The 22,633-nt window shown below is 70.1% G+C and carries 16 protein-coding genes and 1 riboswitch; of the genes, 8 read left to right on the plus strand and 8 right to left on the minus strand.

Translation table 11 applies throughout. The annotated features are described in order from the left end of the window. Nucleotides 1-47 precede the first annotated feature (47 nt). The gene (locus tag ACYVHG_RS05300; protein ID WP_461166373.1) at nt 48-512 is read left to right on the plus strand and encodes a tRNA (cytidine(34)-2'-O)-methyltransferase; all 465 of its coding nucleotides are present in this window, start codon (nt 48-50) and stop codon (nt 510-512) included. On the opposite strand, the gene ACYVHG_RS05305 is transcribed toward ACYVHG_RS05300, so the two are convergent. Together ACYVHG_RS05305 and ACYVHG_RS05310 are read right to left on the minus strand one after the other, a co-directional pair. Then, nucleotides 509-2,173 (minus strand): alpha/beta hydrolase, encoded by a 1,665-nt coding sequence (locus ACYVHG_RS05305; protein WP_461166374.1) that lies wholly within the window; start codon nt 2,171-2,173, stop codon nt 509-511. The genes ACYVHG_RS05300 and ACYVHG_RS05305 overlap by 4 nt on opposite strands. Further along, nucleotides 2,170-3,639, minus strand: a complete 1,470-nt coding sequence (locus ACYVHG_RS05310) for a short-chain fatty acyl-CoA regulator family protein (RefSeq protein ID WP_461166375.1) — start codon at nt 3,637-3,639, stop codon at nt 2,170-2,172. The genes ACYVHG_RS05305 and ACYVHG_RS05310 overlap by 4 nt, the downstream gene beginning before the upstream one ends. A gap of 151 nt (nt 3,640-3,790) precedes the next feature. Here ACYVHG_RS05310 and prpD point away from each other — a divergent pair, with 151 nt between their 5' ends. The 4 genes from prpD to ACYVHG_RS05330 are packed head-to-tail and all read left to right on the plus strand — an operon-like array spanning nt 3,791 to nt 10,731. Beyond that, nucleotides 3,791-5,293 (plus strand): 2-methylcitrate dehydratase PrpD, encoded by a 1,503-nt coding sequence (gene prpD, locus ACYVHG_RS05315; RefSeq protein WP_461166376.1) that lies wholly within the window; start codon nt 3,791-3,793, stop codon nt 5,291-5,293. Beyond that, nucleotides 5,293-6,225: a methylisocitrate lyase gene (prpB, locus tag ACYVHG_RS05320; RefSeq protein WP_461166377.1), complete on the plus strand. Its 933-nt coding sequence runs from the start codon at nt 5,293-5,295 to the stop codon at nt 6,223-6,225. The genes prpD and prpB overlap by 1 nt, the downstream gene beginning before the upstream one ends. Next, nucleotides 6,225-7,340 carry a bifunctional 2-methylcitrate synthase/citrate synthase gene (locus ACYVHG_RS05325; protein WP_461166378.1) on the plus strand — a complete coding sequence of 372 codons (1,116 nt, stop codon included), beginning with the start codon at nt 6,225-6,227 and terminating at the stop codon, nt 7,338-7,340. Before prpB ends, ACYVHG_RS05325 begins: the two co-directional genes overlap by 1 nt. Before the next feature lie 4 nt (nt 7,341-7,344). Then, nucleotides 7,345-10,731, plus strand: a complete 3,387-nt coding sequence (locus ACYVHG_RS05330) for a pyruvate carboxylase (RefSeq protein WP_461166928.1) — start codon at nt 7,345-7,347, stop codon at nt 10,729-10,731. Nucleotides 10,732-10,745: 14 nt separating this feature from the next. Here ACYVHG_RS05330 and metE read toward each other — a convergent pair whose 3' ends face one another. The 4 genes from metE to ACYVHG_RS05350 form a co-directional block, all read right to left on the minus strand. Continuing rightward, nucleotides 10,746-13,034: a 5-methyltetrahydropteroyltriglutamate--homocysteine S-methyltransferase gene (gene metE, locus ACYVHG_RS05335; protein ID WP_461166379.1), complete on the minus strand. Its 2,289-nt coding sequence runs from the start codon at nt 13,032-13,034 to the stop codon at nt 10,746-10,748. 157 nt (nt 13,035-13,191) lie between these two features. Further along, a riboswitch (cobalamin riboswitch) is annotated at nt 13,192-13,350 on the minus strand. A 110-nt stretch (nt 13,351-13,460) separates the two neighbouring features. Next, entirely contained in the window at nt 13,461-13,694 is a 234-nt protein-coding gene (locus ACYVHG_RS05340; RefSeq protein ID WP_461166380.1) for a DUF167 domain-containing protein, read from the minus strand. A gap of 80 nt (nt 13,695-13,774) precedes the next feature. Then, nucleotides 13,775-14,185, minus strand: a complete 411-nt coding sequence (locus ACYVHG_RS05345; RefSeq protein ID WP_461166381.1) for a nuclear transport factor 2 family protein — start codon at nt 14,183-14,185, stop codon at nt 13,775-13,777. Between the two features lie 20 nt (nt 14,186-14,205). Next, the gene (locus tag ACYVHG_RS05350; RefSeq protein ID WP_461166382.1) at nt 14,206-17,487 is read right to left on the minus strand and encodes an error-prone DNA polymerase; all 3,282 of its coding nucleotides are present in this window, start codon (nt 17,485-17,487) and stop codon (nt 14,206-14,208) included. Nucleotides 17,488-17,581: 94 nt separating this feature from the next. Between ACYVHG_RS05350 and ACYVHG_RS05355 the strand changes: the two genes are divergently transcribed. From ACYVHG_RS05355 to ACYVHG_RS05365, 3 genes are read left to right on the plus strand one after another with little or no spacing between them, the layout of a single operon-like run. After that, on the plus strand, nt 17,582-17,911 hold the full coding sequence (locus ACYVHG_RS05355) for a YnfA family protein (protein ID WP_461166383.1): 330 nt from the start codon (nt 17,582-17,584) through the stop codon (nt 17,909-17,911). A 53-nt stretch (nt 17,912-17,964) separates the two neighbouring features. Next, nucleotides 17,965-18,873, plus strand: coding sequence for an amidohydrolase family protein (locus ACYVHG_RS05360; RefSeq protein ID WP_461166384.1), 909 nt, complete (start codon nt 17,965-17,967; stop codon nt 18,871-18,873). 24 nt (nt 18,874-18,897) lie between these two features. Next, complete coding sequence (locus tag ACYVHG_RS05365; RefSeq protein ID WP_461166385.1) at nt 18,898-20,196, plus strand: serpin family protein; 1,299 nt, start codon at nt 18,898-18,900, stop codon at nt 20,194-20,196. Between the two features lie 21 nt (nt 20,197-20,217). Here the strand turns inward: ACYVHG_RS05365 and ACYVHG_RS05370 are convergent, their stop codons facing one another. Both ACYVHG_RS05370 and ACYVHG_RS05375 read right to left on the minus strand, forming a co-directional pair. Next, nucleotides 20,218-21,942, minus strand: a complete 1,725-nt coding sequence (locus tag ACYVHG_RS05370) for a DNA polymerase Y family protein (protein ID WP_461166386.1) — start codon at nt 21,940-21,942, stop codon at nt 20,218-20,220. Then, entirely contained in the window at nt 21,939-22,616 is a 678-nt protein-coding gene (locus ACYVHG_RS05375; RefSeq protein WP_461166387.1) for a hypothetical protein, read from the minus strand. The genes ACYVHG_RS05370 and ACYVHG_RS05375 overlap by 4 nt, the downstream gene beginning before the upstream one ends. Between the last annotated feature and the right edge of the window lie 17 nt (nt 22,617-22,633).

The raw sequence follows: 22,633 nt of genomic DNA on the forward strand, positions 1-22,633 counted from the left end.
GGACCTCTCCTGACGGGCCGCGCCCGCGGGTGACAGGATCTCGTCCTGTGTTCCGCATTCTGTTCTTCGAGCCCCGGATCGCCCCCAACACCGGCAACGCGATCCGCATCGCCGCGGTCACCGGCTGCGAGCTGCACCTGGTGGAGCCACTCGGGTTCGACATGTCGGAGCCGAAACTGCGCCGCGCCGGACTCGACTACCACGATCTGGCACACGTGCGAGTGCACAGCGATCTGCTGACCGCGTGGACCGCGCTCGCTCCGCAGCGGGTGTACGCCTTCACCGCGCACGCCACCCGAGGGCACCACGAGGTCTCCTACCGCCCCGGCGACGTGCTGCTGTTCGGTCCCGAGCCCACCGGGCTGCCCGCCGAGGTGCTCTCCGATCCGCACGTCACCGCTGCGCTGCGCATCCCGATGCTGGCCGGGCGGCGATCGCTGAACCTGGCCAACTCCGCTGCCGTCGTGGCGTACGAGGCGTGGCGGCAGAACGGCTTCGGCGGAGCGGGTTAGCCGGTCTGGGAGTTCAGCAGCGGGCGCAGCCGGGTGGTCTTGTCCGGGGTCCAGCCCGGCGGTTCCAGGATCGCGGCCCAGGCGTCCGCCACGGCCTGGACGTAGTTGTGCCCGTGACCGTCCGGCACCTGCGCCGCGACCGCCATGTCCGCGGAGACCTGCAGGAAGGTCACGATCGGGATCCAGTTCACCACGCCCAGTACATCCCTGCCGCGCGGTTCCTTGAGCCAGTCCGGCTCTGTGAACAGCAGGTCCGGATTCCACCTGCCGATCGGATCCGATGCGTGCTGCAGGTACACCACCCGCGGGTGCCCCCAGGGCCCCGGCGGGTTCGCCAGGTCAGCGGCATCGGCGGCGAACCGGATGTTCGCGCCCTGCTGGTACACCGGCAGCCACTGCGGGGAGCCGGGATCACGCTGCGCGGTCACCTGTTCCCACATCGTGTTGTTGAAGGTCGGCCCGGAGAACAGGGCGCCGTCGGTGCGGGCCAGGATGTTGTTGGCGGACAGGAACGGCGCCTCGCCACCGAACGAGCCCAGGCTCTCGCCGAAGACCACCAGCCTCGGTCGCTGCCCCTCCGGAAGGGCTTTGATCCTGCGATCCACGGCCTCGAACAGGAACTGTCCGGCCTGCCGCGCGTTCTCCTGGTCGACCAGGAACGACAGCCAGCTCGGCAGGTACGAGTACTGCATGCTCACGATCGCGGTATCGCCGTTGTACATGTACTCCAGCGCACCGGCTTCGGCCTCGTTTATCCAGCCGGTCCCGGTGGTGGTCGCGACGGCGACCACCGAGCGGAGCAGCCCTCCGGTGCGCTCGAGTTCCCGGGCCGCCATCTCGGCGATCGCCTGGTACCGGTTGGGGACCTCGTCCGGTACCGATTCCAATCCGGCGTAGGCGCGGATCGGTGCCACAGCGGGGGGGCCGTTGAACGCGGCCAACCGCTGCGGGGTCTGAGCGTTGGAGACGAAGACCCGCCCCTGTTTCCCCAGGGACGACCAGGTGACCAGCGATCCGGGGCCACCGGAACGGAGGTCGCTGACCGGCTCCGGCAGATCGGTACCGCCCTCTCGGTTGACGGTGGCGAAGCTGTTGTTGAGCGCGTCCATCGTCACGCGCACCACCACGCCATTGATGATCTCGATGCCGAGGAAGACCACGAGGACGGTCGCCACCACCGCCGAGACCCGTGGCGGTGAGATGCGGTTGAGTTTGCCGATCAGCCAGCGCACCAGGGCGCGGATCCCCTTCCCCACCTCCACCAGCAGGTACAGCACCACCACCGACAGCAGCGCGATCTGCACGTAGGCCCACGGGCCCAGGCGCGGGGTGTCCATCATGTCGCGGATCTCGTCCTGCCAACGGTCGAAGAAGAAGACCGAGGTCCCGGTGCCCACCGCCCCCGCCACCAGCAGCGTCCACCAGGCGGCGGCCGGCGGCTGCCCGCTGGTCTCCCGCGATCGCATGTAGCGCACCAGCCACACCGCGAAGACACCGATCAGATACCCGATCGCACCCGCTCCCCCGCTGATCAGGCTCTGGAACAGCGGGCCGCGCGGCAGGAGCGACGGCGTCAGGGACAGCCAGATGAACACCAGCCCCACGGCGGTACCGGTGAACGTGTACCGCTCGCGCCACCACGCGCCGAACCGGGCGCTCACGTGCGGACCTGCTCGGCAGCGGCGAAGGTGTACGGGATCGGCTCGGCGCGGTCGAGATCCACGGTGATCGGGCGTCCCAGCTGAGGGAAGGCACGCTGGGCGCACCGCGGACGATCACAGACCTTGCAGCCGGCGCCGATCGGCGTGAACGAGTCGGGGTCGTCGAGGGCCAGGCCGCGCGAGTACACCAGCCGGTGCGCGTGCGTGAGATCGCAACCGAGCCCGACGGCGAAATCGCGTCTCTGCCCGAGGTGACCACCGGTGGCCGGATCGGATGTGGTCCGGGCGATCCACAGGTAGCTGCGGCCGTCGGGCATCTGAGCCACCTGGATCCGGTTCCGGCCGGGGGTGGCGAAGGCGTCGTGCACCACCCACAGCGGGCAGCCGCCGCCGACCCGTGAGAAGTGGAAGGCGGTGGCGGACTGGCGTTTGGAGATGTTGCCGGCACGGTCGGTGCGCACTAGGAAGAAGGGCACACCGCGCCGTCCCGGCCGCTGCAGCGTGGACAGGCGGTGGCAGACCGTCTCGAAACCGACCTCGAACCGCGCACATAGCAGGTCGATGTCGTAGCGCAGTTCCTCGGCGGCGCGCAGGAACCGCTCGTACGGCAGGATCAAAGCGCCGGCGAAGTAATTGGCCAAACCGACCCGGGCGAGGTCGCGGGACTGAGACGGCAGCGAGGCGGCATCGGCGATGATCCGGTCCATCGCCGCGGACTGGGACAGGAAACCGATCTGGGTGGCGATCTGGAAGGCCCGCTGCCCGTGGTCCAATCGCCGCGCCAGGGTCAGCACCCTGGCGGCCGGATCGAAGTGCCGGCGAGGTCCGGGCCGATCGGGTTCTCCTTCGCGGATCCGGACGGTGACCTCGTACTCGTCGCGCAGCAGTCGCGCCAGTTGCAGATCCAGACCACCGACGGTCAGCCCGCGGCTCTCGAACAGTTCCTCTGCGGCGAGGTCCAGCGACGGAACGTGATTGCGCCGGTCGTAGAAGAAATCGCGGACGTCCTCGTACGGGGTGGCCACGGCACCGTCGGGTGCACCGACCGAGCCGGCAGCGGAGCCACCGGCACCACAGGCGACGCCGATCGAGAGCCTCTCCACCTGTTCGGTGGCGCCCCGCAACTGCCGGTGCATCGCCACCACTGCGCGGGCCACGGCGGGTGACCGGGCGACGATGTCGTCGAGTTCGGCGGCGCCGATCTCGCCCGCCTTGCCGCTCTCGGTGAGCGCGTCGTGCAGATCCGCCACCAGCCGGGCGTCGGATTCGGGAGCGAAGAAGCCCACGTCCAGGTCGAAAGTGGTGTTCAACCGCATCAGCACCGGCACCGACAACGGCCGCTGGTCGTTCTCGAGCTGATTGACGTAACTGACCGAGAGGTCGAGCGCCTTGGCCAGGGCGGTCTGAGTGAGGCCGCGCTCGTCCCGCAGTCGCTTGATCCGCGCGCCCGCGTAGAGCCTCTGCATGACTACAGAATCTAGCACCGCTCACTTTCACAAGTTTCGCAGAACCGCCCATAGGTTTTCACAGAGATCCACATCTGCAACCTGTTTCGCGTTGATCGAGTAGTGCATAGCGTGTGAATCAGCGCCGTCCCCTTCACCAGAGGAGCTCACATTGCAGACGCACACCGTGCGAACCCGCCGCTCGGCCGAGGACTTCCCCCGCGAGGAACAGCTCGCGTGGCGGATCGCGCAGGTCGCCGCCGATCCGGTGGCGGTCCCGCAGGAGACCGCCGAGATGGTGGTCAACCGGATCATCGACAACGCGGCCGTCGCCGCCGCCTCGATCACCCGCCGGCCGGTCGCCAACGCCCGGGCTCAGGCACTGGCCCACCCCTACGGTCCGGGGTCGACGGTGTTCGGCGTCCCCGGCCGGTTCTCCCCCGAGTGGGCGGCCTGGGCGAACGGCACCGCGGTGCGCGAACTCGACTTCCACGACACCTTCCTGGCCGCCGAGTACAGCCATCCCGGTGACAACATCCCGCCGATCCTCGCGGTGGCCCAGCACCGCGGCGCCACCGGCGCCGACCTGATCCGCGGACTCGCCACCGGTTACGAGATCCAGATGGACCTGGTCCGCGCGATCTGCCTGCACCAGCACAAGATCGACCACGTCGCGCACCTGGGTCCGTCGGCGGCCGCCGGCATCGGCACCGTGTTGGGCCTGCCCGTCGAGACCATCCATCAGGCGATCGGACAGGCGTTGCACACGACCACCGCCACCCGCCAGTCGCGCAAGGGTGAGATCTCCAGCTGGAAGGCGTACGCACCGTCGTTCGCCGGGAAGATGGCCGTCGAGGCGGTGGACCGGGCGATGCGCGGCGAGGGGGCGCCGTCGCCGGTGTGGGAGGGCGAGGACGGAGTGATCGCATGGCTGCTCGGGGGCCCGGACGCGGTCTACCAGGTGCCGCTGCCCGGCCCCGGGGAGGCCAAGCGCGCCATCGCCGATTCGTACACCAAGGAGCACTCAGCGGAGTATCAGAGCCAGGCCCCGATCGACCTCGCCCGCCGGATGCGGGAGCGGATCGCCGATACGGCGCAGATCGAGAAGATCGTGCTGCACACCAGCCACCACACCCACTACGTGATCGGCACCGGTTCGAACGATCCGCAGAAGTTCGATCCGCACGCCTCCCGCGAGACCCTGGACCACTCGGTGATGTACATCTTCGCGGTGGCCCTGCAGGACGGCGGCTGGCATCACGAGCGCTCCTACGCGCCCGAGCGGGCACAGCGACCCGACACCGTGGAGTTGTGGCGCAGGATCTCCACCGCCGAGGATCCGGAGTGGACGCGCCGCTACCACAGCACCGACCCGAACCAGAAGGCCTTCGGTGCCCGCGCCGAGATCACTCTCCGCTCCGGGGAGGTCATCGTCGACGAGCTGGCGGTCGCCGATGCGCATCCGCTCGGGGCCCGGCCGTTCGCCCGCGAGCAGTACATCGAGAAGTTCCGCACCCTGGCCGACGGTGTCGTCGACCCGGCCGAGCAGGATCGCTTCCTCGACGCCGCCCAGCTCACCCCTACCCTGGCCGCCGGAGAGCTCGACCGGCTCACTTTCACGGTGCGCGAGGACGTTCTCGCGCGCACGCCGAACCTGCACCCCGGGTTGTTCTGATGCCGGCCGCAGCCAGTGTCGGCGGCCTGCTGGCCGCCACCGCCTCCGCTCACGACAAGCGCACCGCGCTGCGCGCCGCTCTGGCCTCGACGAGCATCGCGCGACTGCCGGGCGCGTTCAACCCACTGACCGCCAAGCTGATCGAGGAGATCGGCTTCGAAGGGGTGTACGTCTCCGGCGCCGTGGTCGCCGCCGACCTGGCCCTGCCGGACATCGGCCTGACCACCTTGACCGAGGTGGCGACCCGCGCCCAGCAGATCGCCCGGGTGAGCGAGCTCCCCACCCTGGTGGACGCCGACACCGGTTTCGGCGAGCCCATGAGTGCGGCCCGCACCGTCACCGTCCTCGAGGACGCGGGGCTCGCCGGCCTGCACCTGGAGGATCAGGTGAACCCGAAGCGGTGCGGTCACCTCGACGGCAAGGCGGTGATCCCGGTCGGTGAGGCGGTGCGCCGGCTGCGCGCCGCGGTGGCGGCCCGCCGCGACCGGGACTTCGTGATCTGCGCCCGCACCGACGCCGCCGGGATCGAGGGCATCGACGCCGCCGTCGACCGGGCCCGGGCCTACGCCGATGCGGGCGCCGACCTGATCTTCACCGAGGCGCTGCACACCCCGGCCGATTTCGAACGGTTCCGCGCCGCGGTCGAGGTGCCCCTGCTGGCGAACATGACCGAGTTCGGCAAGTCCGAACTGATCGACGCGGGCACGCTCGAGTCGATCGGCTACAACGCGGTGATCTACCCGGTGAGCACGCTGCGACTGGCGATGTTCGCCGCCGAAGAGGGCCTGCGTGCCATCGCCGCGACCGGCTCGCAGCGCGACCTGCTCGGGAGGATGCAGCCGCGCAGCCGCCTGTACGAACTGCTGCAGTACCAGCGTTACAACGAATTCGACACCGGCATCTTCGATTTCACACTCTCCAGGAGCCAATGATGACCGATCAGCAGATCTACAAGGGCCTCGCCGGGGTGGTCGTCGATACCACCGCCGTGTCGAAGGTGGTACCCGAGACCAACTCGTTGACCTACCGCGGCTACCCGGTGCAGGACCTGGCCGCGAACTGCGGTTTCGAACAGGTCGCGTACCTGTTGTGGAACGGTGAACTGCCTGACGAGGCGCAACTGGCCGCGTTCTCACAGCAGGAGCGAGCGCTACGCCGGGCGGACCGATCACTCCTGGGCCTGGTGGCGCGGCTCCCGGAGGCCTCGCACCCGATGGACGTGGTGCGCACCGCCGTCAGCTACCTGGGTGCCGAGGACCCGGACGAATGGAACCATGATCCGAAAGCCCTGCAGGCCAAGGGACTGCGGTTGCTGGCGGTGCTTCCCACCGTGGTCGCGGCCGATCAGCGACGGCGCCGCGGCCTGGACCCGATAGCCCCCGATCACACGCTCGGCTTCGCCGCGAACTTCCTGAACATGTGCTTCGGCGAGGTGCCCGAACCGGAACTGGTGAAGGCCTTCGAGGTCTCACTGATCCTCTACGCCGAGCACAGCTTCAACGCGTCCACGTTCGCGGCGCGGGTGGTGACCTCCACCATGTCCGACATGTACAGCGCGATCACCGCCGCGATCGGAGCGCTCAAGGGACCTCTGCACGGCGGGGCCAATGAGGCGGTCATGCACGACATGACCGAGATCGGAGATCCGGCGCTGGCGAAGGACTGGATCCTCGGCAAGCTCGCCCGCAAGGAGAAGGTGATGGGCTTCGGGCACCGGGTCTACAACAGCGGCGACTCCCGGGTCCCGGCGATGAAGCGGGCCTTCCTCGACGTCGCCGCCCGCACCGACGGGGCCAAATGGGTACGCATGTACGAGGTGCTGGAGCAGGCGATGGCCGAGGCCACCGGGATCAAGCCCAACCTGGACTTCCCCACCGGTCCCGCGTACCACCTGTTGGGCTTCGACACCGAGGTCTTCACCCCGATCTTCGTGATGTCGCGCATCACCGGGTGGACGGCCCATATCATCGAGCAGACTGAGGCAAACGCACTGATCAGACCGCTCAGTGAGTACGTCGGAGTTCCGCAACGACCGGTGGTGGCGTAAGAAGATGTTCAACAAAGTCCTAGTGGCGAATCGTGGAGAGATCGCTATCCGCGGTTTCCGCGCAGCGGTGGAGAGCGGTGCACGCACAGTGGCCGTGTATCCGTACGAGGATCGCAACTCCCCGCACCGTCAGAAGGCGGACGAGGCCTACCAGATCGGCGCGGAGGGACACCCCGTTCGCGCCTACCTGACGGTCGACGAGATCCTCCGGATCGCGAAGCAGTCCGGGGCCGATGCGGTGTATCCCGGTTACGGCTTCCTGTCCGAGAACCCGGACCTGGCGGCAGCCTGCGCAGCGGCGGGGATCACCTTCGTCGGTCCGTCCGCCGAAGTGCTCGAACTCACCGGGAACAAGGCTCGGGCGATCGCCGCGGCCCGGGCCGCGGGCCTGCCGGTACTGACCTCGACGCCACCGTCGTCCGATGTGGACGAGTTGCTGACCGCGGCCCAGGACATGCACTTCCCGGTCTTCGTCAAGGCCGTCGCCGGCGGCGGCGGACGAGGGATGCGCCGGGTCGCCGCGATCGACGATCTGCGCGACGCCATCGAGATCGCCTCCCGGGAGGCGGAATCGGCCTTCGGTGATCCGACGGTCTTCCTCGAGGAGGCCGTGATCGACCCACGGCACATCGAGGTGCAGATCCTCGCCGACAACAGCGGCAACGTGATCCACCTGTTCGAGCGGGACTGCTCCCTGCAGCGCCGGCACCAGAAGGTGATCGAGATGGCGCCGGCGCCGAACATCTCGGACGAACTGCGTGAGCGGTTGTGCGGCGATGCGGTGCGGTTCGCCGAGTCGATCGGCTACAGCTGCGCAGGCACCGTCGAGTTCCTGGTGGACCCGCAGGGCCGGCACGTGTTCATCGAGATGAACCCGCGGATCCAGGTCGAGCACACGGTCACCGAGGAGGTCACCGACGTCGATCTGGTGGCCGCGCAGCTGAAGATCGCATCCGGTTCGACACTGCCGGAACTGGGTCTGACACAGGAGGTGATCCGTCTCAACGGTGCCGCGTTGCAGTGCCGGATCACCACCGAGGACCCGACCGACGGCTTCCGCCCGGATACCGGCCGGGTCAGCGCGTACCGCACCCCGGGCGGCGCGGGTATCCGCCTGGACGGAGGCACTTCAGTGGGGGCGGAGATCAGCCCCCACTTCGATTCGATGCTGGTCAAGCTCACCACCCGTGGCCGGGACCGGGAGACGGCGATCGTGCGGGCCCGGCGCGCACTGGCGGAGTTCCGCATCCGCGGTGTCGCCACGAACATCCCCTACCTGCAAGCGGTTCTGGCCGATCCCGACTTCGTGGCGGGGAACGTCACCACCTCGTTCATCGAGGAGCGCCCGGAACTGCTGACCGCGCGCGGCTCATCGGACACCGCCTCGAAGATCCTTCGCTATCTGGCCGACGTCACCGTCAACAAGCCGCACGGGGTGCGCCCGACCCGGGTGTACGCCACCGACAAACTGCCGCAGGCCGATCTGGGCGCCCCGCCGCCGGAGGGCTCGAAGCAGCGCCTGACCAGGCTCGGTCCAGCAGGCTTCGCAGCGGATCTACACGCGCAGAAGGCACTCGCGGTGACCGACACCACCTTCCGGGATGCGCACCAGTCGCTGCTCGCGACGCGGGTGCGGACCTCTGCGCTGACCACCATCGCCCCGTACCAGGCGCGCCTGGTACCGCAGCTGTTCTCGGTGGAGGCCTGGGGCGGTGCGACCTACGATGTGGCGCTGCGGTTCCTGCACGAGGACCCGTGGGAGCGGCTGGCACTGCTGCGGGAGTCGATGCCGAACATCTGCCTGCAGATGCTGCTGCGCGGACGCAACACCGTCGGCTACACCCCGTACCCGCAACAGGTCACCGATTCGTTCGTCGCCGAGGCCGCCGCGACCGGTGTCGACGTCTTCCGGATCTTCGACGCACTCAACGACGTCGAGCAGATGCGCCCGGCGATCGAGGCGGTGCTGGCCACCCGGACCGCGGTCGCCGAAGGCGCGCTCTCGTACACCGGTGACCTCTGCGACCCGGGTGAGGATCTGTACACGCTGGACTACTACCTGGGTGTGGCTGAGCAGATCGTGCGGGCCGGCGCGCACGTCCTGGCGATCAAGGACATGGCCGGCCTGCTCCGGCCGGCTGCGGCGACCGCTCTGGTGACGGCCCTGCGCAAGGAGTTCGATCTCCCGGTGCACGTGCACACGCACGACACCCCGGGCGGGCAGTTGGCCACCTACCTCGCGGCCTGGCAGGCCGGAGCCGACGCCGTCGACGGCGCCGCCGCACCACTGTCCGGCACCACCAGTCAGCCCTCGCTCTCGTCGATCGTGGCGGCGACCGCGCACACCGACCGGGACACCGGGATCGACCTGGCCGCGGTCTGCGCACTGGAGCCGTACTGGGAGGCCGTACGCGGGGCGTACGCACCGTTCGAGTCCGGTCTCAAAGCGCCGACGGGACGGGTGTACCACCACGAGATCCCCGGCGGGCAGTTGTCGAACCTGCGTCAACAGGCCGGTGCCCTCGGCCTGGCCGAGCGGTTCGAGGACATCGAGAACGCATACGCGGCAGCCGATCGGATGCTGGGACGGCTGGTGAAAGTGACACCGTCGTCGAAGGTGGTCGGTGATCTGGCGTTGGCACTGGTCGGCTCGGGTGTCGGAGCGGATGAGTTCGCCTCCGATCCGGCCCGGTACGACATCCCCGATTCGGTGATCGGTTTCCTGCGAGGTGAACTGGGAACCCCACCCGGCGGCTGGCCCGAACCGCTGCGCAGTCGCGCCCTGGAGGGACGGGCTGCGGCGGCACCGGTCAACGACGTACCGGCCGACGAGGCCGCGGAGCTCGCCGGATCGTCCGATCAGCGCCGGGCGGCGCTGAGCCGGTTGCTGTTCCCCGGGCCGATGCGTGAGTTCTCCGAACATCTCGCGGAGTTCGGCGACGTCTCTAAACTCTCGACCAACCAGTTCCTCTACGGACTGCGCCAGGGTGAGGAGCACCGGGTCCAACTGGCGACCGGCGTGGAACTGCTGATCAGACTCGAGGGTGTGGGCGAGCCGGACGAGCACGGCAACCGGACCCTGGTGTGCACGCTCAACGGACAGTTGCGCACCGTCTCGGTGCGGGACCGCTCCGTCGAAGCGGATGTTCCGGCCGCCGAGCGGGCCGACCGGTCGAACCCGGGGCACGTCGCGGCCCCGTTCGCCGGTGTGGTCACGCCGACGGTGCACGCGGGTTCGACGGTCGAGGTGGGCGACCAGATCGCCACCATCGAGGCGATGAAGATGGAGGCGTCGATCACCGCCCCGGTGGCCGGCACCGTCGCCCGGGTGGCCCTCGCCGGGCCCACCCAGGTCGACGGCGGCGATCTGGTCGCGGTGATCGACGGTTGACCGGCCGGGCGGGGTTACAGGCCCGCCCGGACCGCCCGTGCCGCGGCGACCAGGTTCCGCAGCGAGGCGATCGTCTCCTCGTTGCCCCGGGTCTTCAGCCCGCAGTCGGGGTTGACCCACAGGCGCTGCGCCGGAAGCGCATCCAGGGCCGCGCGGAGCGAGGTCTCGATCTCGCTCTGTGCGGGTACCCGCGGTGAGTGGATGTCGTAGACACCCGGACCCACCTGGCCCGCGAACCCGGCGTCGTTGAGATCGTCGAGGATCTCCATCCGCGAGCGCGCGGCTTCGATCGAGGTGACGTCGGCATCCAGATCGGCGATCGCACCGATCACCTCGCCGAACTCGGAGTAGCACAGGTGCGTGTGGATCTGGGTGTGGTCACGCACCCCTGCGGTGGCCAGGCGGAACGCCGCGGTGGCTCGGTCCAGGTACGCCGGACGGTCCACCGCACGCAACGGAAGCAGTTCGCGCAGGGCGGGCTCGTCGACCTGGATGATCTGTACCCCTGTCTGTTCCAGGTCCACGGTCTCGTCACGGATGGCGAGCGCGATCTGGTAGGCGGTCTCGGCGGGAGGTTGATCGTCGCGGACGAAGGACCACGCCAGGATCGTCACCGGACCGGTGAGCATTCCCTTGACCGGGCGCTCGGTGAGGGTCTGCGCGTACCGGATCCAGGAGACCGTCATCGGCTCGGGCCGGCTGACATCGCCGTAGAGGATCGGCGGACGCACGCAGCGGGTGCCGTAGGACTGCACCCAACCGTTGTCGGTGGCGAGGAAGCCGGCCAGTCGCTCGGCGAAGTACTGCACCATGTCATTGCGTTCGGGCTCGCCGTGCACCAGCACATCGATTCCCAGCGACTCCTGCAGCGAGACCACCTCGGCGATCTCGGCCTGCATACGGCGCACGTACTCGGCCTCGTCGATCCGCCCGGCGCGCAGGTCCGCACGTGCCACGCGGATCGCGCCGGTCTGCGGGTACGAGCCGATGGTGGTGGTCGGCAGCAGCGGCAGACCGAGCCGGTGCTGTTGCAGGGCGGCGCGTTCGGCGGCTGCGCCGCGTCCGGCTCCGCTGTCCCGCAGGTCCGCCAGACGGTCCCGTACGCTGTTGTCGCACAGCCGCGGATCGGATTCGCGTGCCGCGCGGGCGGCGGCACCGACGGCGAACTCAGCGGCCACCACCGGTCGGCCCTCGGTGAGCGCGCGGGCGAGCACGACGACCTCGTCGACCTTCTCCGCGGCGAAGGCGAGCCACGCCCTCACTCCCTCGGCGCCGGACGGCTCGGGGCCGGTCTCCGCGGCGACGCTGTACGGAACGTGCAGCAGTGAGCAGGAAGTGCTCACCGCGAGGGCGCCTGCGCTCCCGGCGAGGGTGCCCAGGGTCGCGAGTGCCGTTTCGAGGTCGGTGCGCCAGATGTTCCGGCCGTCCACGACACCCGCGAGCAGCAGCTTTCCCTGTAGCCCCGGCGTGGCCGCGATCTCGTTGACCACGGTGGGATCGGTGACCACGTCCACGGCGATCGCCTCGACCGCGGTACCGGCGAGCGCACCGAGCGACGGACCGGGCGAACCGAAGTAGGTCGCGACGGCGATCGCCGGCCGGCCGGTGGCCGCGGAGAGCTCGCCGTAGACCTGTTCCACCGCCTCCGCGAGGTCCAGGCCCGCTTCGCTGACCAGCACGGGTTCGTCGATCTGCACCCACTGCGCTCCCCGGTCGGCGAGCCGGGAGAGCAGGTCACAGTAGAGCGGTACCAGCTCTGCGAGCCGGGTGAGCGGGGGCGCGGCACCGTCGACCTCCTTGGACAGGGCGAGGAAGGTGATCGGTCCCACGATCACCGGACGCGCCGGAACCCCCTGTGCCAGTGCCTCGTCGAGGTCGGCGAGCAGCTCGGCCGGATCGAGTGCGAAGACGGTATCGGGGCCGATCTCGGGGACCAGGTAGTGGTAATTGGTGTCGAACCACTTGGTCATCTCCAGGGGGGTGACGTCCGCGGTGCCGCGTGCGGCGGCGAAGTACCGGTCGAGGCGATCGCCGATACCGGCCACCCGTGGCGGCAGCGCACCGAGCATGACCGCGGTGTCGAGGATCTGGTCGTAGTAGCTGAAGGTGTTGGTGGGCACGGAGTCCAGGCCGGCGGCGGCGAGTCTGGAACGCTCGTCCCGGCGCAGTCCGGCGGCGGTCGACTCGAGTGAGGACCGATCGACGGTGCCCTTCCAATAGCCCTCGATGGCGCGCTTGAGTTCTCGGCGGGGTCCGATGCGGGGAACCCCCAGCACAGTGCGGGTGAAATGCGGTGCGGTCACGATGGGACCGTCCTTTCGTGCGTTACGGCCGGTGGCCACCCGTCAGGGCGCGTACGCACGATCGACGAGCACGCCGATCGGACGCCTCGTTCACCTGCGGTCGCACGCCCGTTCCGCGAGGCGGCACACCACCGGACGCGGCGCGTCCGGTACAGCGGGCAGGTATTCGGACTCGCAGGCTCTTGTCGTTGTTGTCCTACCGGTCGCTGCTTCCCAGGCTCGTGGCCCAGTGCGTGATCGCGACTTTCGTTCCTGCTCACCGCTGCGGGACAGTCCCGGATTCCCACCGGGTTCCCTCTTCACGCCGCGGCGGACCGGGGCGCTTCGATGCCGCGGCCGAGGCTTCGGGCGGCAGACCAGCTGCACCGTCCAGCATGCCATCACCGCCGGCGCGGCGATCGGGCAGGGCGATCGAGCGGTCGGTCGTCAGTCGTCGATGGCGAACCGTTTGATCCGGCTGGTCTGGCCCGCGATCAGCCGCACCCGTGACTTCGGCACCCCCAGATGGGAGGCCAGCAACACGACGGCGGCCTTGTTGGCCTTCCCCTCCGTCGCGGGTTCGCGGACGAACAGGGTGAGCGTGCCGTCGTCGGCGGTTTCCACGACCGGCCCCTTGCGGCTACCCGGCTTGATGGTGCAGGTCACGGTGCGCGAGCTCATTCCTCCATGATCGCACTGCACGGGCCGCACGGGCCGCACGGGCCGCGCGGAACGGGCACGGGCACGGCGCGCCTGCCGGCTCAGTGGTCGGGGACGACGGTGCCCTGATGGAAGAGCACCGACCAACGGTGTTCGCGGCGCCTCCACACCGTGAGCCGGCGGGTGATCCGTCCGCCCTGGGCCAGCGTGTAGGTGAGCAGATAGGTCGACGAACCGAGCGACCGGACGTGGAACTCACTGGTCTCCCAGTCGGACTCGTCCGGCGGATCGGCGAGTCGCCGTTCGATCACCGACCAGACGTAATCACGGCTGTACCGCTGCCCGGAAGCCCCGATCTCCCAGAAATCCTCGGCGGTACTCGCGAGGAAGTCCTCTCGGGTACACCACTGCGGCCCGTGGAAGACCGGTTCACGGGTCCGCAGATCCGCGAGCACGTCACGCAATTCGCGCGCCGTGGTGCGGTCCGGTTCCCGCTCGATCTCGTTGTACACGGCAATTAGTTTAGCCTTGGCTATTGCCAGTCCCGAGAGCGGGAGGGCACCGACAGGTCCATCCGCTGCAACCCATCGGCGACCACCGTCACCGCACCCTCGGCGTTCTGCAACCGCCCCCGCACCAGCAGCGCCGGAGCCGATTGCGCCAGCCGCCGGTACCGCGCCCACAAACCCTGACTACACACCACGTTCACCATGCCGGTCTCGTCCTCGAGGTTGATGAAGGTGACCCCGCCCGCCGTCGCCGGACGCTGCCGGTGCGTGACCGCCCCGCCCACCAGCACGCGGTCACCGTCGGGCAACGAGAGCAGACGGTCGGCTGCGACCACACCGAGCCGGTCCAGGGTGGGCCGGAGGAACTCGGTGGGGTACGTGCCGACGGTGACCGACGTGGCCCACACGTCCGCGGCCGCGAGTTCGGTCTCACTCATCCCCGGCAGGGCGGGAGGCGCCCCGGCGGTCGCAGTGCCGGAAAGGGTGCCGGAGCGTTCCCGGGCGGCGGCACCGGCCTCCCACAGAGCGCGCCGGCGGTCCAGGCCGAAGCAGTCCAGCGCTCCCGAGGTGGCCAGGGCCTCCGACTGAGCCACCGTCAGCTCCACCCGCGAGGCGAGATCGGTCAGGCTCGTGTACCGGCCGTGCGCATCGCGGTCTGCGACGATGCGTTCGGCGAGGTCGCCTCCGATGGTGCGGACGGCACCGAGTCCCAATCGAACCTGCATCCCAGCGGCCTCCAGGTTCGGCCAGGACAGGCTCGTGTTCACGCACGGCCCGTGCACGGTGACACCGTGCCGGCGGGCATCGGCCACCAGGGACTGCGGCGAGTAGAAGCCCATCGGTTGCGCCCGCAGCAGCGCCGCGCAGAAGGCCGCCGGGTGGTAGTGCTTGAACCAGGACGAGTAGAACACCAGTGACGCGAACGACTGCGAATGACTCTCCGGGAAACCGAAATTCGCGAAGGCGGCGAGTTTCTCGAAGATCCGGTCGGCGAGCTCGCCCTCGATGCCGTGCCGGCTGCGGGCACCATCGTAGAAGCGTTGCCGCAACCGCTCCATCTTCTCGGTGGAGCGCTTCGAGCCCATGGCCCGGCGCAGTTGATCGGCCTCCGCCGGGGAGAAACCGGCCACGTCCACCGCCAGTTGCATGAGCTGCTCCTGAAACAGGGGTACGCCCAGGGTGCGCTCGAGGGACTTCCACATCGAGGGGTGCTCGACAGCGGGTTCCTCCTGCCCGTTGCGGCGCCGGATGTAGGGGTGCACCGATCCACCCTGGATGGGCCCGGGACGGATCAGTGCCACCTCGACCACCAGGTCGTAGAAGTTCCGCGGTTTCAGGCGGGGCAGGGTTGCCATCTGCGCGCGGGACTCCACCTGGAAGACGCCCACCGAATCGGCTCGGCACAGCATCTCGTAGACGCGCTCATCGGACAGGTCCAGTTGCGCGAAATCGACGTCGATGCCCTTGTGCTCGGCCAGTAGGTCCTTCGCGTAGTGCAGGGCGCTGAGCATGCCCAGACCCAGCAGATCGAACTTCACCAGTCCTGCGGCGGCGCAGTCGTCCTTGTCCCACTGCAGCACACTGCGGCCCTCCATGCGTGCCCACTCGGTGGGGCACACATCGGCGATCGGACGGTCGCAGATCACCATGCCGCCGGAGTGGATGCCCAGATGCCGCGGCAGGTCCGCGATCTGCGAAGCCATCCGGAGCACCCGTACCGGCACCGAATCGGGTATTGGATCATCACGCCAGCCGTAGCTGGAGACCTGCTTGCTCCAGGCGTCCTGCTGCCCCTGCGAGTAGCCGAGCGCCCGCGCGGTATCGCGTACCGCGGACCGGCCGCGGTAGGTGATCACGTTCGCGACCTGCGCGGCGTAGTCCCGCCCGTACCGGCGGTAGACGAACTGGATCGCCTCCTCCCGCCGGTCGGATTCGATATCGACGTCGATATCGGGAGGGCCGTCGCGTTCAGGGGCGAGGAACCGCTCGAACAGCAGCTTGTTGCGCACTGGATCCACCGCGGTGATGCCGAGCGCGAAGCAGACCGCCGAGTTCGCGGCGCTGCCGCGGCCCTGACAGAGGATGTCGTTGTCCCGGCAGAAGCTCACGATGCTGTGCACGATGAGGAAGTAGCCGGGGAAGGTGAGGGTCTCGATCACGTTCAGTTCGTGCTCGATCTGCGAGTAGGCCCTCGGATTCCTCTCCGGTGGGCCGTACCGCTGTGCGGCACCGCGCCGCACGAGTTCCCGCAGCCAGGTGGCCTCCGTGTGCCCGGGGGGAACGTCGAAGGGCGGCAGGTTCGGCGCGATCAGCCGCAGGTTGAAGGCGCATTCCGCGCCGAGCTCGGCAGCGGTGGCGATGGCCCCGGGATGCTCGGGCAACAGCAGCGCCATCTCGTCCCCCGAGCGCAGGTGCGCGCCGGCCGCGGGCAGCCAGCCGTCGAGCTCGTCGAGACTGCGGCGAGCGCGGATCGCCGCGAGGGTGGCCGCGAGGCGGCGCTGGTCCGGCCGGGCGAAGTGCGCGCCGGTGGTGGCGACGGTGGCCACGCCCATGCGGGCGGCGACGCCGGCCAGGAGGTGATTGCGCTCCTCGTCCTCCGCGGTGCCGTGCACGGTGAGTTCCATACCCACCCGGCCCGGGCCGAACCGATCGACGAGCCGGGCGAGGGCGGCGGTGGCACCGTCGGGACCGGAGGTATCCAGGCCGCGCCGGACGGCCCCCTTGCGGCAGCCGGTGAGGATGTGCCAATGACCACCCGACCATTCGGCGAGCCGGTCCGAATCGAAACGCAGCAGCCCCTTCTCCCCCGCCTCCATGTGCGCCTGCGCCATCGCACGGGAGAGCCGCCGGTAGCCCTCCTGGCCGCGGGCCAGTACCAGCAGGTGCTCACCGGAGGGATCCTCCCCACCGGTGCGCACGGCATCATGCTCCAGGGACAGTTCGGCACCGAAGACGGTGGGAACTCCCAGTTCCAGTGCGGCTTCGGCGAATCTGACCACACCGTAGAAGCCGTTGTGGTCGGTGATCGCGAGGGCCTGCAGCCCCAGTGCGTGCGCCTGCTCGACCATCTCCTCCGGCTGCGCCGCACCGTCGAGGAAGCTGAAGGCGGTGTGCGCGTGCAGTTCGGCGTACGGCACACGGGAGACCCCGGGGCGCTCTCCGAGGGGGATGTACGGCTCGCGTTTACGGGACCAGGCGGGCGCGTCGCCACCGTCGCCCGGAGGTTCCGCGCGCTGCACCGGAGCGCGCCCCGAGAGCACGCGCTCCATATCGGCCCAGCTACGGGGCCCGCTTCCCCAACCCACGACTCCATCATACGCTCATATGTTCGATGAGGTCATCGAGACCACACCCTGTTCGGACGGTACTCGGAGCCGGTGGAGTCGATAGGGTGACCACGTGACCGTAATCAAGTCGATCCTGCTGTTCGGTGCGGCCGCACTCCTGGAGATCGGCGGCGCCTGGATGATGTGGCAGGGAATCCGGGAGCAGCGCGGCTGGCTGTGGATCGGTGCGGGAGTCGCCGCACTCGGGCTCTACGGCGCCGTCGCCACTGCGCAGCCGGATGCGAACTTCGGGCGCATCCTCGCCGCGTACGGCGGAGTCTTCATCGCCGGATCACTGGCGTGGGCGATGGTGGCCGACGGCTTCCGCCCGGACCGCTGGGACGTGATCGGCGCCCTGACCGCACTGGTCGGCGTGGCCGTGATCATGTACGCGCCCCGCTGAGCGGTCACCACGATTCAGTGAACGCCGACTCACTGAATGGGTAGATTCGGGACATGGCCGGACCGATCACGACGCCGGGTCCGAGTTCCGACGAACAGATCCCGGCGTACCTCGATGCACTGGGAATCCCGGGCTTGGCGGACATCCACGTGCACTTCCTCCCGGAGCCGATGCTGGTCAAGGTGTGGGACTTCTTCGACCGCGCGAGCACCGAGTACGGCAGGGAGTGGCCGATCGCGTACCGGTTCGACGAGCCGACCCGGCTGGAACTGATCCGCGGTATGGGCGTACGTGCGATTCCCGCGCTGACCTACCCGCACAAGCCGGGGATGGCCGTCTGGCTCAACGACTGGTGCGCGGACTTCGCCCGCCGCGTGCCCGACGCGATCCACTGCGCCACCCTCTACCCCGAACCCGGTGTCGGCGAGTACGTGGCGGCCGCGATCGCCGGTGGTGCACGACTGTTCAAGATGCACGTCCAGGTGGGTGTCTTCGCGCCCGACGATCCGCTCCTCGACCCGGCCTGGGCGGCACTCTCCCAGGCCCGGATCCCCGTGGTGATCCACGCCGGATCAGGCCCCATCGAGGGGCCGTACACCGGTCCCGGGCGGGTCGCGGAGGTGCTGCGACGCCATCCGGAGCTGACGCTGGTGATCGCACACCTGGGGATGCCCGAGTACGACCGGTTCGCCGACCTCGCCGAGACTCACCCGAACGTGTACCTCGACACCACGATGGCGGCGACCGATTTCACCGAGCGCTCCGCGCCCATGCCGCCGGGTTACCTGCAGCGGCTCGGCGCCCTCGCCGACAAGGTGGTGCTGGGCAGCGACTTCCCCAACATCCCCTACCCGTACGCCCACCAGCTGTTCGGGCTGGCCCGGCTCGGTCTCGGTGACGAGTGGATGCGCAAGGTGCTCTGGCACAATGGCCGCGCGCTGCTGGAGCGAGCGGGCGTGTGACCTGCGGCCGATACCATGGCCGTCATGCAATTCCGACGTGCCGCGGTCGCGCTGCTCGCCGCGGCGACCCTCGCGGCGTGCGGCGAGGCACCGTCGGCACCGAAGACCCTCGGGCTGGAACGTTCGAAGACCGCCTTCGAGCAGGTCGGTATCGACGAGACGCGGCCGGACGTGACCGCCCTGGTGGGCACCGCCACCGGTCTGGGCGCACGGCTGGCGATGGGCGATCCCCGCGCCGCGGGCACCGCCGTCTCGCCGTGGTCGGTGCTGACCCTGCTCGGCATGCTCCGGGCCGGCGCGAGCGGGGAGAGTGCCGCGCAGCTCGACGATGCCGGATTCGGCGCCGCGAAGGATCTCCCGAAGGCGATGGCGGCTCTGACCGGCCAGACCGCACAGTGGGCGGGTGACCCGGGCACCGTGTCGTCGACCTCTCCACCTGCGGCTCCGCTGTTCCAGTCACAGGTGGCGCTGCTGACGGCGAAGCGGCCGCAGCAGAACCCGGACGGCACGGCGCGGCGCGAGTTCCTCGACGCGCTGGCCGCCTCCTACGGCATCGGCGTGTACCCGGTGGACTTCTCGCTCGGGGTGAACGAGCCGCTGGGTGAATGGGTCGCGGTGAACACCGGCAGCGCACTGACCGCGGCGCCGCTGCGGGTGGATGCGAGCACCCGTCTCGCCGCGGTCACCACTGCCTATCTCGCGGCGGCGTGGCGATTCCCGTTCGACCCGTCACGGACGAAACCCGCGCCCTTCACCGCCGCCGACGGTGCAGCGCTCGACCCGCCGACGATGCACGGCACCGTGCCCGCGCGGGTCACCGCCGGAGACGGCTTCACCGCCCTGCAGATCGATTACGGCACCACCCTCGCTCTGCAGGTACTGCTACCCGCCCCCGGTGTCCCGCTCGGTGACGTCGCCACCGGATCCCGGTTCACCGCCGCGCGGGTGGCGCTGGCGGCGACACCGCCGGCCCCGCACGCGGTGAGCCTGCCGAAGTGGCGCAGCACCACCTGGACCGCGCTGGCGGCGCCACTGCGAGATGCCGGGCTGACCGGCCTGTTCACCGGGCCGGGACTGCCCCGGATCGCACCCGGATCGCCGACGCTCGCGGACGCCCGCGCGGCCGCGGTGCTCACCGTGGGCGAGAAGGGCACCGCGTCGGACAACCCGGCGGAATCGTCCGCGACGCCGGCCCCGCCGGCCCCGGATCCGGCTCCCGGCCCCGCACCGCTGGCGGTGGATCGCGCCTTCGCCTATTCGGTGGTCGATACCGCGACCGGGCTGCCGCTGCTCATGGGCACGGTGAACCGGCCCGGGAGCTGACCGAGCGGGCGCCGGCCCTGTTCACTCGTACACTCCTTCCACCTCCCATCCCCCGGCGTACTGCAGCAGCAGCGCCCGGCCGTCGTCACGGCCGGAAGCGGGTTCGAGCAGTACCTGCGCCCGGGCTCGGGGCTCACTCCCACCCCCGCCCCGCCCGCCTTCGCACTCACCCGGCCCGCCGGTGTCCGATTCCCACCAGCGTTCGTCCACCAGCCACGGCCCGGCCCACCAGCTGAGCGTCCAATCACGGGCCCCCCAGACCAGCCGGGTCGGTTCACCGGTGAAGCCGCCGCGCTCGGTGACCCGAACCGGATCGCCCGAGGCATCGATCATCGTGACCGCGGCGCCCGCGATCAGGCGCGACGGTGACGGCTGCGGGATCCGGCCCGGCCACGGAGCGTCCGGGTTGCGGGCCGGGGCGGGTTCGTCACCGAACGGGATCCAGGTGACCTGCTCGGCCGGACCGCGGCCGCCGCTGCGCACACCGATCCGCACCGCCTCCCCGCCGAGCAGGCCCTGTACCCGGATCAGTGCCCGGCGGAACCGGGCCTCGGCATCACCCTCATCGCCCCACATGCCCGCCTGCAGTTCACCGGCGTCCACCACCTCCACCGGTTCGAGACGCAGCAGGGTGATCGGGGCTCCCGGGCCCGCGGCCGCGCCGCGCCCCCCGGTGAGCCAGCCGTCGATCTGCCAGCGCACCCGATCGGAGGTGCCCTCGGGGGTCAGTGGCTGCGCACAGCGCCAGATGCGGCTGTGCCGCTCCCCGTTCTCCGCGATCGCCGATACCTCCAGTCGTAGGCAGGCGACCCCGGCGGCGGACAGTTTGCCGTGCAGTTCGGTGGCCAGTGTCCGCCCGGCGAAAGCCGCGGCGTCGACCCGGTCGATCGGCGGGTCCGGGCGGAGCTCGGCTTCGAGTCCGGGTGGCAGGGCTGCGGTGGACGGTGGGCGGTCCGACAGTGCCCGGGCCTGGCGGTGCGCGGCGATCGCGTCGACACCGAAGCGGGTGGCCACATCAGTGGCCGGCAGGTCGGCGAAGGAGCCGACGGTGCGCAGCCCGAGCCGGCGCAGCAGGTCGATCAGTGCGGTGCGGTCCTGTGCGGCGAGCGACGGTTCCACTCCGAGCTCGGCGATCGGTAACGGCGCCAGGAACTGCGCCGATCCGCCCGGCGGTACGACGATGCCGCGGCGTGCGGCCAGAGCCGCGGTGAAGACCTCGTCGGCGATACCGGCGAGGGATTCCGCACCCACCGACGATGCGGCGTCCACCAGGCGTTCCGCGGCCTGCTGCTCACCGCCGAAGAACCGCGCGGCTCCGCGGGCGGGGATCACGATCAGCCCCGGGCGCAGCACTTCGATGAGCGGGATCAGCATCGCCACCGCGCTCGCCACCGGCTCGAACCCCCGGGCGTCGCGCCCCGCGTCCGCAGCGGCGATGTGCAGCCCGGGGCAGCGGGCCTGCGATTCGCGGCGCTTCATTCCACGGCGCACCCCGTCGACGCGGGCGGCGGCGTTGCAGGCGGCCACCCGGTTGCCGTGCAGCACCGCCACCGGGTGGTCCGGTGGCAGATCGGCGTCGGCGGCTGCCGCTGCGGCCGGCCAGTCCGGGCACCACAGGGCGAGGATGCGCTGTGGACCGGGCGGCGGGGCGGGGGACAAACCGGGCGGCGGGGCGGGGGACAAACCGGGCGGCGGGGCGGGAGACAAACCGGGCGGCGGGGAGAACAGTGGGTAGTCGCTGTTCATCGGGCCACCGCCAGGGTGCCCCGGTACGGATCGGTGCAGCCGCGACCACGGGCGGAGAAGGCCAGGTCGACACCGCGGATACGGCCGCGGCCGGGCCGTTCACCGAGCCCCCGGTAGCCCCGCACCCGCGCTCCGAGGTGCAGTGCGGCGCCGTCCCAGTGGCCGCCGGTGACCAGCAGGACCGATCCTCGGGAGCGGGTACGCGCCGTGATCGCGCGGCCCCGGCTGGGTGGCACCGCGATGCCGCCGAGCTCGCACAGCACCACGTCGGCACCGTCGAGCAGGACCGAGGCCACCGACACCGGATCAGCCAGGGGACCTTCGATGAGCGCGATGCGCGCCGGATCGGCCCCCTGTTCGAGCGCCGCGGCCATTCCGAATCCGGAGACGCCGCACAGCGCGACCCGCGATCCCGCCCGGGAGGCCGAGGCCACCAGGGAGACGGCCAGTGAGCCGGCGCCCTCGACGGTGGCGACCACGCCCCGCGGCAACCCGCCCCCGGGGAGCAGCCGCCCCAGTTCCCCTGGCACCGGGAGCACACCCATGTCCGGCTGTGCGGACTCCTGCAGCGGCGGCCTCCGTGGCGCTTGCGCCTTGCCCGGACGATGCTTCTCCGGGAGCGCCGCGAGCCGCTTGCGCAGCTCCGCGAGCTTCTCCTCACGGTTGCCGCTCATCACTGGAACACGTGCGG

The sequence above is a fragment of the Tsukamurella serpentis genome (assembly GCF_054780975.1).

Coding starts and splice junctions, on each gene's coding strand:
- ACYVHG_RS05310 (WP_461166375.1), bottom strand. CDS start 3,639: ATGCAGAGGCTCTACGCGGGCGCGCGGATCAAGCGACTGCGGGACGAG.
- prpB (WP_461166377.1), top strand. CDS start 5,293: ATGCCGGCCGCAGCCAGTGTCGGCGGCCTGCTGGCCGCCACCGCCTCC.
- ACYVHG_RS05325 (WP_461166378.1), top strand. CDS start 6,225: ATGACCGATCAGCAGATCTACAAGGGCCTCGCCGGGGTGGTCGTCGAT.
- ACYVHG_RS05330 (WP_461166928.1), top strand. CDS start 7,345: ATGTTCAACAAAGTCCTAGTGGCGAATCGTGGAGAGATCGCTATCCGC.
- ACYVHG_RS05340 (WP_461166380.1), bottom strand. CDS start 13,694: ATGAGCTCGCGCACCGTGACCTGCACCATCAAGCCGGGTAGCCGCAAG.
- ACYVHG_RS05360 (WP_461166384.1), top strand. CDS start 17,965: ATGGCCGGACCGATCACGACGCCGGGTCCGAGTTCCGACGAACAGATC.
- ACYVHG_RS05365 (WP_461166385.1), top strand. CDS start 18,898: ATGCAATTCCGACGTGCCGCGGTCGCGCTGCTCGCCGCGGCGACCCTC.
- ACYVHG_RS05370 (WP_461166386.1), bottom strand. CDS start 21,942: ATGAACAGCGACTACCCACTGTTCTCCCCGCCGCCCGGTTTGTCTCCC.
- ACYVHG_RS05375 (WP_461166387.1), bottom strand. CDS start 22,616: ATGAGCGGCAACCGTGAGGAGAAGCTCGCGGAGCTGCGCAAGCGGCTC.